Genomic DNA, 15249 nt, shown 5'->3' with positions numbered 1-15249 from the left:
CTTTATTGATTGATATTGTTAAACATATTTTTTATATTTTTCAGCGGACCGCCAAACTTATTTTTTTTAAATGATTTCATCATTTTTTTTACTTCTTCAAATTTGTTTATAAAAATATTCACATCATTAACCGTAACACCGCTTCCGAGAGCTATTCTCTTTCTTCGTCCGCCGTTTAATATGTCAGGATTTTTTCTTTCTTTCTCCGTCATTGAATTAATTATTGCCTTAATTTTAACAAGTTCTTTTTCGGCAGCTTCAGGATTAAATTTATCTTTTATTTTTGAAAAACCCGGTATCATGGAAGCAATTTGCGCAACCCCGCCGATTTTAGAAACCATTCCAAGCTGGTCTGCAAAATCTTTAATTGTAAAATCCTTTTTCGTAATACTTGCTTCTAATGATTTTGCTGTTTTTTCATCTATTGATTCCTGCGCCTTTTCAATAAGAGACAGGACGTCGCCCATACCTAAAATTCTTTCGGCAACGCGGTCTCCGTGAAAAACTTCAAAGTCGCTTAATTTTTCGCCTGTACCTATAAATTTAATCGGTTTATTAATAGTTTTTTTAATAGACAGCGCCGCTCCACCTCTAGAATCGCCGTCAACTTTCGTCAGGATTACGCCTGTTATGCCGAGCAAATCGTTGAATTTTTTAGCGACATTAACAGCGCTCTGTCCAAGCATGGAATCGGCAACAAATAAAATTTCATTGGGAGCAAATTTATTTTTTAATTCTTTCAGTTCATCCATGAGCGGTTCGTCAATTTCAAGACGTCCCGCCGTATCTATTATTATGGTATCATACGCATTTTTTTCGGCAATATTAATTGCGTTTTTAACTATTTCAGACGGTTTTTCGTCCGGATTAATTTCATTTCTTGTGTCGTACACCGGTATGCTTATACTCGCCCCTATTTTTTTCAGCTGCAGTATAGCCGCCGGACGGTAAACATCGGCAGGCACGAGATAAACGCTTCTTTTTATTCGGGAAAGATAAAGCGCAAGTTTTCCTGCCGTAGTAGTCTTGCCGGAACCCTGCAAGCCTGCGAGCATAATAATGACGGGCGGCTTAGCTTTTATATTTAAAGGTTCAGATTCTCCAAGCAGCGCAACCATCTCATCCCTGATGATTTTAATCATCTGCTGAGATGGCGTAAGGCTGTCCATAACCTTTTCGCCTATAGCCTTATTTTTTACATTTTCAATAAATTCTTTTACTATAATGTAATTAACGTCGGCTTCTAAAAGGCTTAACCTCACATCTTTAAGGGCGTCTTCAATATTTTTTTCGGATAATTTTCCGAAGCCCCTCAGATGTTTAAATACTTTTTCTAATTTTGAACTTAAATTATCAAACATTATTGTAATATATTGTATTAGTTATAGTTATAAGTTACAGATATAGTTATAGTTATACTGTTTTATTTGTTTGTCTGCAGTAATAAGCAGTTTCAAAATTCAGCAGTAAATATCGCGTGTTATAATTACGCATTATAAATTACGCGCTAATATTTATACGTGATAAACTATTTATTCTATTTAATTTAACTGGTTATGTCAATAACAAAAATTATAATAAAATGTTTTTATGTAACTATTTATTTGATTGCGTTATTTAATTACGTTATATAATTGCGGAAAGACAATTTTTATAAAGATAAGTAATCGCCCGCCCCTTAGTGACAATTATTATAATAATGATTATTAATGCAATTAATGCAATGATTATACCATATTATAATAATAAATAATTAATGTAATTGAAAATTTTTTATTTACTACTTTATTTTACTGTACTAATGCAGTCTTTAATTGATTTTAATTTATATTAATTCAATTTTTAACTTACTTTCGTATTTATAATTTCTAAAACGCTATCCTCGCATTTAAGAATATTGCGTTAGTATCTCCCATCCACTGTCCATAGTTAATATACGCAGGCGATGTTTCAGGAGCGTTTCTATAGGCGCTGTCGTTTAAGAATCTGAAATTCTGGTCGTCTAATGCAAGCTGAATATTATTGTTTAGTTTATACCCGACGCCTATTACGAGTCTCTGAAAATTATAAGGACTTTCGTATAAATTACTTGTACCGCTGCTTGCAACGGGAGTTCCGGCATTAGGCTGCATAAACCAGTCCTGAATAAGTCCGAATACGCCTATTTTATTTGTTATATTATAATATCCGAAAGCGTCTACTCCGTGCTCGCTATTATTTGAAATCGCGCCTGTCACGCTTGACGGCAAACCGACATTGAACGGCAAAGAGCCGTTAGGATTACAAGTTGTATTTGGTTCTGAAGTGGAATATTCGCCTATGGGAGAGCATGCGCTTCCGGCATCTTCGCTGTTTCCGAAACTGGTGGGTACTCCGCCTAACGGATATGTTAAATTTCTTGCATAATCATATTGAAGAACAATATTGTATCTGTCCGTTTTATAATTAAGAATCAAAGACGCTCTTGTAACCGAAAGATTTGAAGAACTTGCATCAGACACGGACGGCTCAAAACTGCTGTCGTTCATTCCCCATGAATAGTACCCGCTTACGCCTAAACCGTTTAAATTTGAAGATGCGCCGAACGGATAGTAGCTTAACCTTACCTGAGGACTCTTCTGGTCTGCTTCTTCGGAATTATGAAAAGCCGCATTGTTAAAAATACCGGCGTTATACGCCAAATATATCTTACCGTCATTTCTGAATTTGCCGGATACGCCTAAACCTGCCTGAGTAGATGTTACGCCTAAAAATCCCCATGGGGTTCTTTCAACAAAGTGGTAGCCTAAAAGTCCGTCTTCCCATGCTATCATAGGAGTCGGAAACTGACCTACTTTTATATTTGCCGTAAGCCCGTCAGCGTTATAAACACGGTTAAACTGCACAAATGCGTATTTAAGACGGTAAAACTCGCTTCCTCCCGTTATTCCGGAATTTGACGTTTTAACTATATTAGGCGTAATCTTTAAAAACCAGTTTTTATTCGGCTGGTAGATAAATATTAAATATCCCCTGTTGACGTTAAAAGCGTTATATCCGTTATTACCGGTTGCAGGCGGTTCTTCTTCAAGCTGCATCTGACCGCTGAAGCCCGTATTGGTAAAATACCCGTATCCCATGTAGATAAGGGCGTGAAGCTGAATATTTTTCAGCCATGACGGCATGGACGGTATGTCTGAAGACTCGGCGCTTTTGGTTTTAAAGAGTTTATCCGTCATTTTTTTTCCTATCTTTACTCTTCCCGCGCCCGATTTTAAAAATACTTCGCCGGTTGCCGGGTTTTCGTAAAGATTAATGCCTCCTCCCGTTAATGCGGATTGTCCCGACGCATAAGACGTTTTTATCTGCAATACCGCAAAACTTAGAACTGCAATAAATCCAAAAACCAAAATAAAAAATACGTATTTTTGGTTTAGACCCGGCTGATTCAACCTTCGCTTTTCTGTCCCGTTAAATGTGTTCATACCCTCTCTCCTCTTTGCTGTTTTCTCAGCTGATTAATGTAAATTAAAAATAAAAAAAATTACTTTGATTCTTACACGCTTTATTAAAAATAGTCGAAAAGCGAACGATTATTTTAACAAAAAATTATTATAAATAAAACAACTTCATTAATATAGGTAGATTTAGCGGACTATTTAAGCGGACTATAGCTAGTTTGCGAAGATTTTAATTTTCTATAATATATTTTTTGTTTTCGCAGTTCGAATAAAACTGGGGTATGAAATTCCCGCGAGCAACTCAAGTAAGTTTAATACTCACATAGGTTCAACTTTATCCCATTCACCGCGAACATATGATACAACGGTGTTTATCGGAGTATATATACCTTATGGAAGATAAAAATATAAAACAAAATAATATAATAATATACCTATAATTAAAAATAATAAAATTGGTGAAGTTAGGCAAGGAGGCTTTAAAATTATAAAAAGAGAAAGGATGCGAAAAAGATATATTGCATACAATAATAAAAAAATAAAAAGCTGAATATTGCAATTAAAATAACTTAAGTACAATATTCAGCAGGGGGAGGAGAAGATGCAAGCGCAATATGCTTACTTATTTATATTTAACCATACTTATTATTACAATAGGGTTAAAATTTTGTTAAAGTTTTGTAACATTCCATAATCTATTTTTTTGCCTTATTAAGAAATTTTTTTAAAATTTTAAAGTTAATGTTGCGTAAGCGGATATCGGCATTCCTGGATAAGCTAATATTGCACCTACGCTATTGGTATTAGGACCGTAATATCCTCCTGAAGAAAAATCTTCATAACCATCATATTGCTTGTTTAATAAATTTAAAACTGTTAATTTTATATCTGCCACTTTAGGACTGCCTGCAACATAATGAGGAAAAGGAATCTTGAAGCTTAATGACGCATTTAACAAATTGTATCCGGGCATGGTTTGATGTGACGGTATGCCGGTATTATCGTTAAACATTTATCGAATGATATTTTACCTAAATATTTAAGCGAAGAAGTAAATACCCTTACGTCATCGCCTCCCCAGTCGCTTACTATAATTCTTTTTCCGTTATCCGCAAGACTTACCGCAAAAGGATACGGTCCAGCGTTCGCATATTTTACAACGCCCGTCTTTAAGTTTATTTTAGCTATTGAATTTGAAAGCAGACCTGTTGCATAAATAGACTTCTGATTTTTTGACAGCGTAACATAGTCGGGATAAAAAAGATAAGGGCGTATATTCTGATGACCCTGATACTGATAAGGATATTGATTTTTAGGAAAACTCTGCCATTTAAGATGATAGCTTTTTAAAGCTTTAAGCCTGCCTTTTATGTATTTAACCGCCAAAACATTGCCTGTTACTCCGCCAGCAGCGTACATTGTTCCGTTTTTGCTTACCGTAAGACCCTGAAAAAAGCTCTGGTGAGTTATAACGGTGGTCGGAATTTTAGAATAAGGAATAGTAATATTACTTGAAAATAGTTCAGAAGATGTATTGTATTCGGGATATTTTTTTAAATCAGACGGCTGCGCAAATTCTATTATAGGACCGTTATATTCAACATTATTTCTTCCTTCAAAAGCTTCCAGAATCGCAATAGGTTTTAAATTTTTTCTGTTATATAATGTTAATTTTTGGATTTTTTTTGATGGATTGCTAACAATAATAATATAGTTTTTATAAACTTTTACATTAGTCGGAAAATTTTGCGTTGCCGTAATTTTACCGACAGGGCTGATAAATCTACCTGTAGGGAGTTCATGCGTATATTCCTTAATATTTTGTTTAGTGATTTTAACAAGTATTTGCTTAAGAAAATTATTTGGAAGATAATGGGGCAGCGGTATATAATTATAAGCGTAAGCAGCAGATATTGGCATCAAATAAAATAAAAAGCCGGTGAATAACGTATATATAACAATAGATATTTTGAATTTATAATTTTTTTTCATTTATAATCTCTCCAAAGCTCTTAATTAATATTTATATTCTCTAACAGCAAATTATCTGTTTTTTTGTCACCAGATGTTCATCCTGCGTAGATTTAAAAATGTGTTTTTTAGTAAATTTTTTGCTTATCTTCATAAGCTGTTTCTGCGTTTGAGAATAAGCGCTGGATGTTGTAATTTTCGCAATTTTAATGGTTTTTTTTAGATTAAGCATTAGAAGAAGTAATAGAATGTAATAATATCAATATGTTATAATTTTAGAACAATAAAAGTGGTGAAGTTGGGTTAAAACACATTTTTTTATCGAGGATTTAAACAAACTAAAGGGAAATCGCAATGATTTCACATTAGTTATTATTTGTTTTCTATTTCCCGCTCTAGACTTTTTAAAATATACTTTTCGACTTCTGCCGTAAAGTAGTTTTCCATATCATTCTTAGAGACTTTATACTTAGGATTTAAGTAATCTTCTATTTTATCACCTTGCAATAAACTTAAATCCTGCACCTGATTTATAAAAAGTCTTTCACTAAAAAGGCTCCCAAAAAAATCTTTGGCGAGCTCAATTATATTCTCAAAACCTATCTCTTGCGATAAAGCATATAAATCATAGGCATCCCTTATTTTTAATCTGCGGCCGAAAGTGTATGCTTTCATTCCTGCCAAAAGTTCTAAATCCGCAATTTTAATATAGCCTTTAAACGCTTTACTGTTTGTTTTTAATAAATCCAAACTCCACGAAAAAAAAGTAGTTTTTACTCCATCTATATCCAAATCCATTTGAATAGTTCTATCTTCAACTGGCAATACTACAATATTATGTTCATTGTTTCGTAATTTTTCAATTATATTATTAAGAATCCTTTGTTTTAACTGATTATAAGTGCAAAAAAGATCAATGTCCTCGGATAAACGATGGTGAATGTAGTATGAAATGGCAGAACCGCCTACAAAAACAAAATCGCTTAATTTTTCTTCCGTAGATAGAAGATTCAAAACCTTTTCAGTTTCTTTAAGCCACATTTAAATTCGATTTATTAATAATATTTATTTGACGCCCTTTTATTTCTTTAATTGCTTTAAATATCATATCCATTAATCTAACGCTTTTAATATCCGGTTTCATATCCGGCCTAAACTTATAGTATTTCTTATCTTCGCCTGACAACATAGGCCTTATTTCATTGAAATAAGTTTCATGTAGTTCCTGAAAGGAAAAAATCTTAAAAAGCATAAATAAATCGTCTAAATCACCTTTTTCTATTACGGAAATCATTATTAAAAACAAAGATAATTCAGATTTATCAAAATCATAAGACCAAAAAAGAACCTTATTAAACGGTAACTCTTTAATCTTATAGTATTTTTCAGTTTTCATTTTCTTGACCTTCTCCTCCCGCTATAAGCTTGAGGATTCTTTAGCAAACCGCTAACTAGCTACTTCATCTGAATTGGTCTTAAGTTTGAATTTATATGCTTGATTTATTTTAATAAGTATATTATATACTATTAGTCTATAGATAAGTCAATAGAAATTAGAACTGGAAGACACTGCGTTCATTTATTAATCAATTATCTGCCTAAAATCTCTATATCTAAACTTTTAAATTCTTTAAAGAGAGTATCGTCAAGAAAATTAAAAAACGAATTTCCTGAAATTAAAAAGCATTAATGGAAGAACACTCTATGGAGCCCGTCGTATTTTGCGGTGTCCTGTGGCGGAGCTTCGTTGAGTATTATTAAAAAATATATAGAGAATCAGAATACGCCAGAGTAATTATAAAAATCTTATATATTAAAATTAAAACTTGACCTTTGCCGTCAACATCGTAAATCTTGGAAGACCCTGCAAACCTTGTTCAAAATTATATGCTAATCCGTTGTTTAACATTATACTATTTATAAACATATCAGCAGCGTAATATTGTTTATTTAACATATCATCTATGCTTAAAGAAAGCGTAACACCTTTAAGATGCATTTCTTTTATAGTGCCTCCCATTTTACTGAAATTATAATAATGAATAAATAAATCGGATATCTTATTGGTATAAGTATAATGTTATAAAATGAATTTACAGAAATTATAAAATTATTTATCAAATTGAACGTTAAAAAACTCTTTATTTTTCAACGTTCAATTTGATAGAAGATCTTTTAAATAATATTTTATATTAACTTAAATTTTTAAACTTTGTTTAATTTTTTTATTTTATTTAAATTTATATGTATTGATGATGATTAAATCTTTCAAATTATATATTTATAAGTTTAAAATTTAACGGTTGCGCTTGCAAATACAAAACGCGGCATGCCGGGCATAACAGATAAGTATCCTTCGGGATAAACTGAATTACCATAATTATTAGCATAAGCCTCTGGATAGTATTCTCTATTAAAAATGTTATCTACATATAATGCTACCTTTACGCCCTTTAGTCCGGAAGCTTTGACAGGAATATAATCAGATACGCCTAAATTCATAATAAAATAAGGCGGTACGGACATTCCATTCGGCAGACCCGTCTGAGACTCATTGGTAAAATAAGAACCTACAAACTTACTCGACAAATGTGCTTTAATATGCTGATGCATATATTTATAACCCCATCGTAAACCAATGTTTGCCATATCTTTTGGAGTATCTCCAAGCGATTCTCCGGCTGTGACTTTTCCATCGCTGTTATCTGTAGTAAATGTTGATGTAAATACCGCCTGATTATAAGAGTAGTTACCGTAAATTGTCCAGTGTCCCAAAAGTAAATGTCCCAAATGCTGAGATAATGAAACCTCCATACCCTCATACTGGGAATTACCGCCGTTTATTGTTTCATCAAGACCCGCCGACAAAGGAATCCCGGGGACAGGAACAGAAATAAAAGTATTTGTAAAATTCTCCCTGTAGAAATCGAGCATACCGTAAAATCCATTTCTTTTATACCTAGTTCCAATCTCATAGTCGTTAACATATTCCGGTTTTAATACCAAAGGAAGATTAATATAATTTCCTGTACTTCTGTTATATTGTGATACACTGTCGTAATAATCTCCAATATTGGCAAACTTAATATTACGACCCCATGCTGCATAAAAGCTGAGATGTTTAACAGGTAAATAATTTATGCCTACAGTCGGGGAAAGAAAAGTACCTGCGTTAGATATTGAACCTGCCGGTACGTAGTACCCGCTATAGCCAAGTGTTGAATCATCGTTAGAACTATCATATTGATAAAGATATTTTAATCCCGGCGTTATATGTATATGCCCGCCAAGTAGGCTGATATTATCTTGAACATAACCATTTGCCATAACTGAATTATAATGCTCGTCCCAGTTGTCATTTTGGAGCGGTCCGGATAAAATTTCAGGTACATTATAAGAAGCCGCCTCAAAGCTTGTTGAATGTCCTAAACTATATTGAACATTTCCGCCGGCTGTTACAAAATTATCATAAGGCAACTTTAATTCTATTTTTGGAGTAAACCCAAAGGTAGATGTGATTTGACCATATAATTGATAGGTCTGTTGAGGGCTATTATATTTGGAAGCATAAGCGTCATATAGACCAAAAAGATTTCTTTGATATTGAGTCAAATTGGGGTTATTAAATTCACGATCTCTATAATTATCATTCGTAAAATAAGCCTTCGCGCTCATAGTCATATAGCGGCTTATGTAGCTTTTATCTCCTATTATGGCATTAAGCCTCATATCAGTATTGTAATAATAAAGATCGTTGAGCGGAAAGTAATAATCATATCCATATTGGTTGAGTAACGGTAACGGTATCTCATTTGATTGATATCCTGCATTCTGATTAACTATTAAATATGCTGAAACCTCGGATAATCCACTATTGTAAGGTAAAATTCCCGCGTAATAAAAATTGGTATTTTGATCGTTAACATTTTGTTCCCATCCGCCGCTTGTCTGCCTGTTAATTGCAAATAACTGCCTGAAACCATCTACGGAACCTGTATTTATAAGAGCATTCCAATTGATAGTATCAAAACTGCCGTAGCCGATGCCTGCCGAAGCATCAAAATGTTTTGACGGCTGACGAGGCTGAAAATTAATAGTGCCTCCCAGAGAATTATAAGAGTTAACGGATGGATTGTTGATACCGTTATAAATATTAATGTTTGATATGTCGTTTAATGTGAAAGGAATGCTATTGTACATATCAGCGCCGTTAGTAGCATACCCATTAAATGGGTTGTTCATGGGAATTCCGTCAAATGTTTCAGAAAACTGGTCTCCTTGGAATGCTCTAAAAGTAACCGTAGAATTCATCCCGTTTGGACCTGTGCTAAAAGCATCTATGGAAGGCTTACTCGCTAAAATAGTTTGAGCATTTTGCATTGGAGATGCATTGCGCACTGTTTTAGCACTAATAATGTTTTCAGTATAGGTTGCCTTTAATGGGACCTTTTTCTTAAGTTCTTTAGCTTCTTTAGTAATTTTTGCAATTTTAATTGCCTTCTTTGTATTAGCATTGGTGGTATTTGCAGTTTGACTAACAGTTGCACTATTGCTGTCCGCATTTGCAAGCCCTGTATTAAATAAAAGCATCATACCTGCGGCAATAAATAACAAAAGACCTTTAAAAATTATCTTATAGTAATTTACATTTAAATTGCTATTCCTTTCGATGTTTAATTTAATTTTAAATCGGCGTTGATACTTTTTTGTATTATCTTGATAATAGCCATCCCCTAATACAAATAAGGAAAGATATTCGGCTACTTGTTTAATTCGGTTATTCATAACTCCTCCAAGTTATTGTTATTGTCATTGTTATTTCTCAATCAAAACTGATCCTGTTTTGAGCCGATTACCTATATATATACCACAAACTGCCAATACTTGAATGATAACAATTAGTTGATTACATTTTTAACTATTAAATGTTAAGAGCAGACAAAGACATTCATTACTTATAATTTATTTATAATTTATTTTTCGATACATTAGTAAGATTCTAACAGAAAATTGTTACAGTATTATGAAGGTTTTGTTAATTTTTGTTACAATATTGTTACATTTTTGTAATAAAATAAATCCTTGCGGAGTTAAAGGCTTGAAGAAGCACTTATACATCTTTAGGAATAAATGATAAATTTCAAGAACGAGATGCGCTACGATTTAAAACAATACAAAGAAGAAAACCGCGAGGAGCATAGAAAGCTAAATCAAGAATTCGGAAGATTGTCTAATAAAATGGGGACCATTATACTGAACCCATAAATTAATACAGAAATTTTAAAATTAAATTTCCTTATTTGCAAAAATATATGTTAAAATTTAATGACATAAAAACATTAAATAATCATTTAAATCAAAATAAAATAAATTATCAAACGCCATTTTTATTTATTTTGAGATATCATTTTTAAGAAATTTTACTTTTATTTCATCCAAAAAATACTTAAGATTATTTATACAACTTTTTTGATAGCAGTCAAGTTTAAAAAGCGGTATTTTTTAAAAAAATAAATACATCTTTACTTTTCTGAAACCTGTATTTTTCCAATTTTATCAAGAATTTGTTCAAATTTATTTTGAGAATTTTTATCTGCATTTCCTTGTATTGCGCTGGTAGCTATCTGCTGTACCTGCATATATGCTTTTTCATGCTGAGAAGTTAATACGGATATATGTTTATCCTGTTCGTTTATAATCTTTTCTAAGGATTCTACTTTTGTATTTAAAACATTAATCTTGCCTTCATATTCTTTATGAATTAATTCTTTCTGTAATTCAAATTCCGATTTAAGTTTTTCTGTCGTTGTTTTAACGGCATTTAATACTTCAGCTTCAAGTTTGGCAGGGAAGGCGGAGGCTTTCTCGGCAAGTTCGGTATTAAACTGCTCTTTTTCCGATATTTTATTCTCTCTTAATTCTAATTCTTTATTTTTTTCTGCAATATCTTTTTGGAATTTATCTTTTTCTTCTTCTATTGAGCGTTTTAGGGATTTTAACTCATCGTTTAGCTCATTTAACTTCTGGTCACTTTCTCTTTTGAAATTATATTCAAATTCTTCTTTTTTTCTGTCCCAGTATAGCTTAAACTCATTTTCCTTTTCTTTAGAAAGATTTTCATAAGATTTCTTTTCAAATTCAATTTTATTTTTTAATTCGCTAAGCTCTGTTTCTAATGTATTGTTTCTAACGGAATAATCTTTTTCAAGCTGAATTATTTTTACGTTGTTGGCTTCTATAAGCGAAGCTAAAGATAAAGCGGAATGCTCTATACCGTAAATTTCCTTAAGGTCGTTATCTTTTATTTCAATTGCCGTTTTGATGTTTTTATAATCAATATCGGCCTGAGACAGTTTTGACGACAATTCATTAAGGGAATTTATTATATCTGATTTTAATGAACTTATTTTATCGTTTACATTATTTTCAATTATTTTATCTACTTTTTCAATTGTTTCCGTATTTTTCTTTTCTTCAATTTTTTTATTGGCGTTTAATGACTGTTTTTCCTTTTCTTCCAAATCTTTTTTAACATTTTCGTATGCTTCTAAAATTTCCTGCTTCGTGCTTTTTAAGTTAATTCCTTCCGATGTTTTATTAGCCATATAATATAACCATCCTTTAAATAATATTATTAATTAATATTATTAATTTTTCATATATTATTTATTTAAAGAAATTAAATTAGAATTAAATTTCTTTTTAAGTAAATTAACTCGTATTTTTTTATGATTTAATTATATATAACTGACGCTTCAGAAATACTTTTAAAATAATGAATATTATTGTCGTATCCTATGTTCTTGCAATTATAATTACCAACAGTATCTTATAGCCATTATTCGGAAATATTCCGCTCTTTTCAGCATATTTTGAGCGTGTGTTGATAATTCAAAATTCGTCATTATTAAAATCTCTAAATTGATTTCATTATTATATCATATTATAAAAAATATATAATTATTTAACTGAAAAATTTTTTTAAGATATGTAAATTATATAGTATATATATAGTTTCATACAATTTAAAATACCTTCATCCTTATTCCATTTCAACTGATTTATTTATAAATTATGGCACCTATTAGTTAGCTATAGGGGCGAATATAACTATATAATTAATAGATAAATTTATGCCATAGATCAGAGCATTTGGTCTATGGCATAAAATTTTATTAACATTAACACATTATAACTTGTTAATTTAATTTAGTTATTAATATATATATATATATATTTAGTTATTAATTACTTATATATTTTACTTAAAACTTCATAGTGGCACTTAAAAAAAACATCCTAGGAGCACCGGGGTTAGCCAACACTGCACCTGCACCTGCTCCAAAATAACTACCGCTTGAGAAATATTCATTTGAATTAAATTTCTTATTTAATAAGTTATAAACTGAAGCACTTAATTGCACGCTTCTTAGCCCAGGCACCATTTTGTCAAAATTAACTGTTTTAACGTTAATTGAGAAATTTACGATATTATAAGATGGCATCTTTTGCCGTGTTGGTCCTGCATACACATTACTAAACATATATTGCGATCCTGTGTACATATCCCATAGTTTAATATCATAAATTGTTGTATTTTCTGGAATAGTATAATAAGCACCGATATTATAAATTGAATTTGGTATATTTGACACAGGATAATTAGGATACTGTTGAAGATTTACTGTTGAATAAAAATTTTTATAATTAGCACTCTGATATGTATAATTTGCATAAAGATGTAAATTTGTATAAGGGTCTTCTGCGGCACTTATTTGCACTCCTTTATAAAATGCGCTGCCATTAGAAGCTAGAGTATGTGGTGTAGGAAACGGTTGATATATATAAATAGTTTCATTGGATAATATATTCTGGAAATAATTTGCGTTAAAAACAAAATGATGTAAATATTTATCTTTTTTTATCATTACTTTAAAGCCTGCTTCAGTATCTGTATTTCTAATAGGAGCAGTATCAGCAACATTCACAGTACTCGAATAACCGTATGCCGATGCCGTTGGAGCTTGATAAGAAATAGCCCAAGTTCCATATAAGGATAAATTATGTAAAACATGGTAATTAATTCCGATAGATGGCTCTAATTGGTAAATATGCGCAATTACGGGTGGAGCTGCTGATTGATAATAAGTTTCATTTGTAAAATCACTTGTGTCAAATCCAACATAATCCAGACCTGGCTCAATAATTAAATTTTTTAATAATTTTATTTTATCTTGAGCAAAAATTGATAAATAATTATTATAATAAGTTGTATAGCTTGTCGGAGCCGTATTTGTATAAGGAGAGTAATTATAATTTAATCTTCCGTATATATCATATTCTCCGAATTTTAAATTATTATTTAAAATTTTATAGTTAGAATATATTTTCTCTCCATATGTATTAGAATTTGGTTGCCACATTTCGTAATAAGACGCTTCTCCTGCTGTTAAAAAATAATTATCTACTCTATCGTGTTCTCTAAAACCATGTCTATACCACACTAAAGTATGCAGTCCTAAATTTTTAGTCAAATTTATATTAAGTTTTGAATAAAGCATCGTTGTTTGAGTTAATAATAATTTATACCACATATTGTACGGCAGTGATGAATAATATCCACTTGTTTGTTCACTATATAACGGCGCATTGGCATCTAACCCTTCAGTCGTAATACCTGAAATCGGAGAAACAGGAATAAAATTAGGTCTATATTCATGGGTTCTTGAAGCATAGGCTCCTAAACTAAATGAGTTTCCGTTAAAAATTTTTATTAACTTTCCGAAAAATGCATACCCATAACCTGGAGCATTAAACGGTCCTGTTCTAAAAGTGTCTGCATGCGTATAACCGGCTGCTGCTACACCGTCCCAGCCGTCGTGCATACCTGTACTCATTTCATCATCTAATGTATATGTATCAAAAGATCCAAAAGAAAAATTAGTTTCATTAAATGGACGTATTGTCGGTTGAATTGGAATCATATTTACTGTACCACCTAAACTATTATACCATCTGCTAGCAGGATTACCTGGACCATATATAACATTCATTCCGCTAAAAAATTGATCTATAGGGTATTCATTAGAATCAAAACCGCCACTAGCGCCTGAAAGATTTGTAACAGGGATTCCGTCAAATAACATTTGAATGCCATTTTTTTCTAAATCGCCTGCTACAGAAGACCATCCAACTTTAATACCCCTGATAGCAATTTCATCTCTAGCAAGCCCGCTATTGCCGCCATAGCTTGAAACCCTCACTCCCGGCAATAATTGTAAGGCTTGGACGGCGCCTCCTCCTGTATCCTGAGCTTGCTTCATTCCTTTTCTATTTAGAACTGCCGCAGTCTGAGTTGATTTAAATATTTTTTTTGCGGTTAATATTTTATTCATTTCCCTGAGAGCTTTTTTGGTTTTTGTCAAAATTTGCTGCGATGTAACCTCTGCAATTTTATGCGTTTTTTTAATCTTAGCAGTTGAACTATTAATTGAACTATCCGCATTTGCAAGCACTGTATTAAATAAAAGCATCATACATGCGGCAATGAATAATAAAAGACTTTTAAAAATTATCTTATAATAATTTACATTTAAATTGCTATTCCTTTCGGTGTTTAATTTAATTTTAAATCGGCGTTGATACTTTTTTGTATTATCTTGATAATAGCCATCCCCTAATACAAATAAGGAAAGATATTCGGCTACTTGTTTAATTCTGTTATTCATAACTCCTCCAAGTTATTGTTAGTTTAATTGTTATTATTTTTGTTATTTTTGTTAACTATTTATTTTTGAAACTGGCAATATCAAGAAAACTCTTTTTTATCCTTATCAAA

General features: G+C 31.7%; 11 protein-coding genes and 1 pseudogene. 2 read left to right on the top strand and 10 right to left on the bottom strand.

The window, feature by feature from the left end; genetic code table 11:
- Positions 1-2: 2 nt before the first annotated feature.
- The 6 genes from EVJ46_03355 to EVJ46_03330 form a co-directional block, all read right to left on the bottom strand.
- A complete protein-coding gene (locus EVJ46_03355) occupies positions 3-1364 on the bottom strand; it encodes a signal recognition particle protein (GenBank protein RZD17279.1) in 1362 nt (453 codons plus the stop codon).
- A 504-nt stretch (positions 1365-1868) separates the two neighbouring features.
- Positions 1869-3464 carry a hypothetical protein gene (locus tag EVJ46_03350; protein RZD17278.1) on the bottom strand — a complete coding sequence of 532 codons (1596 nt, stop codon included), beginning with the start codon at positions 3462-3464 and terminating at the stop codon, positions 1869-1871.
- Between the two features lie 700 nt (positions 3465-4164).
- Positions 4165-4452, bottom strand: coding sequence for a TonB-dependent receptor (locus EVJ46_03345; GenBank protein RZD17277.1), 288 nt, complete (start codon positions 4450-4452; stop codon positions 4165-4167).
- On the bottom strand, positions 4392-5432 hold the full coding sequence (locus EVJ46_03340; GenBank protein RZD17276.1) for a hypothetical protein: 1041 nt from the start codon (positions 5430-5432) through the stop codon (positions 4392-4394). Before EVJ46_03340 ends, EVJ46_03345 begins: the two co-directional genes overlap by 61 nt.
- 351 nt (positions 5433-5783) lie before the next feature.
- A complete protein-coding gene (locus EVJ46_03335) occupies positions 5784-6452 on the bottom strand; it encodes a hypothetical protein (protein ID RZD17275.1) in 669 nt (222 codons plus the stop codon).
- A complete protein-coding gene (locus EVJ46_03330) occupies positions 6442-6807 on the bottom strand; it encodes a hypothetical protein (GenBank protein RZD17274.1) in 366 nt (121 codons plus the stop codon). Before EVJ46_03330 ends, EVJ46_03335 begins: the two co-directional genes overlap by 11 nt.
- A gap of 138 nt (positions 6808-6945) precedes the next feature.
- On the opposite strand from EVJ46_03330, the gene EVJ46_03325 reads away from it, so the two are divergent.
- Both EVJ46_03325 and EVJ46_03320 read left to right on the top strand, forming a co-directional pair.
- Positions 6946-7101: a hypothetical protein gene (locus EVJ46_03325; protein ID RZD17455.1), complete on the top strand. Its 156-nt coding sequence runs from the start codon at positions 6946-6948 to the stop codon at positions 7099-7101.
- 6 nt (positions 7102-7107) lie between these two features.
- Positions 7108-7206, top strand: a pseudogene (locus tag EVJ46_03320) (IS200/IS605 family transposase).
- Positions 7207-7230: 24 nt separating this feature from the next.
- On the opposite strand, the gene EVJ46_03315 reads toward EVJ46_03320, so the two are convergent.
- The 4 genes from EVJ46_03315 to EVJ46_03300 form a co-directional block, all read right to left on the bottom strand.
- Positions 7231-7410: a hypothetical protein gene (locus EVJ46_03315; GenBank protein ID RZD17273.1), complete on the bottom strand. Its 180-nt coding sequence runs from the start codon at positions 7408-7410 to the stop codon at positions 7231-7233.
- 290 nt (positions 7411-7700) lie between these two features.
- Positions 7701-10004: a TonB-dependent receptor gene (locus EVJ46_03310; protein RZD17454.1), complete on the bottom strand. Its 2304-nt coding sequence runs from the start codon at positions 10002-10004 to the stop codon at positions 7701-7703.
- A 929-nt stretch (positions 10005-10933) separates the two neighbouring features.
- A complete protein-coding gene (locus tag EVJ46_03305) occupies positions 10934-12016 on the bottom strand; it encodes a hypothetical protein (protein ID RZD17272.1) in 1083 nt (360 codons plus the stop codon).
- A gap of 660 nt (positions 12017-12676) precedes the next feature.
- Positions 12677-15139, bottom strand: coding sequence for a TonB-dependent receptor (locus EVJ46_03300; GenBank protein RZD17271.1), 2463 nt, complete (start codon positions 15137-15139; stop codon positions 12677-12679).
- Between the last annotated feature and the right edge of the window lie 110 nt (positions 15140-15249).

Origin of the sequence: Candidatus Acididesulfobacter guangdongensis (genome assembly GCA_004195045.1) — a bacterium.
Classification (GTDB): Bacteria; SZUA-79; SZUA-79; order Acidulodesulfobacterales; family Acidulodesulfobacteraceae; genus Acididesulfobacter; species Acididesulfobacter guangdongensis.
The sequence above is the reverse complement of the archived record's forward strand: the minus strand, read 5'-3'. Positions and strand labels throughout refer to the sequence as shown.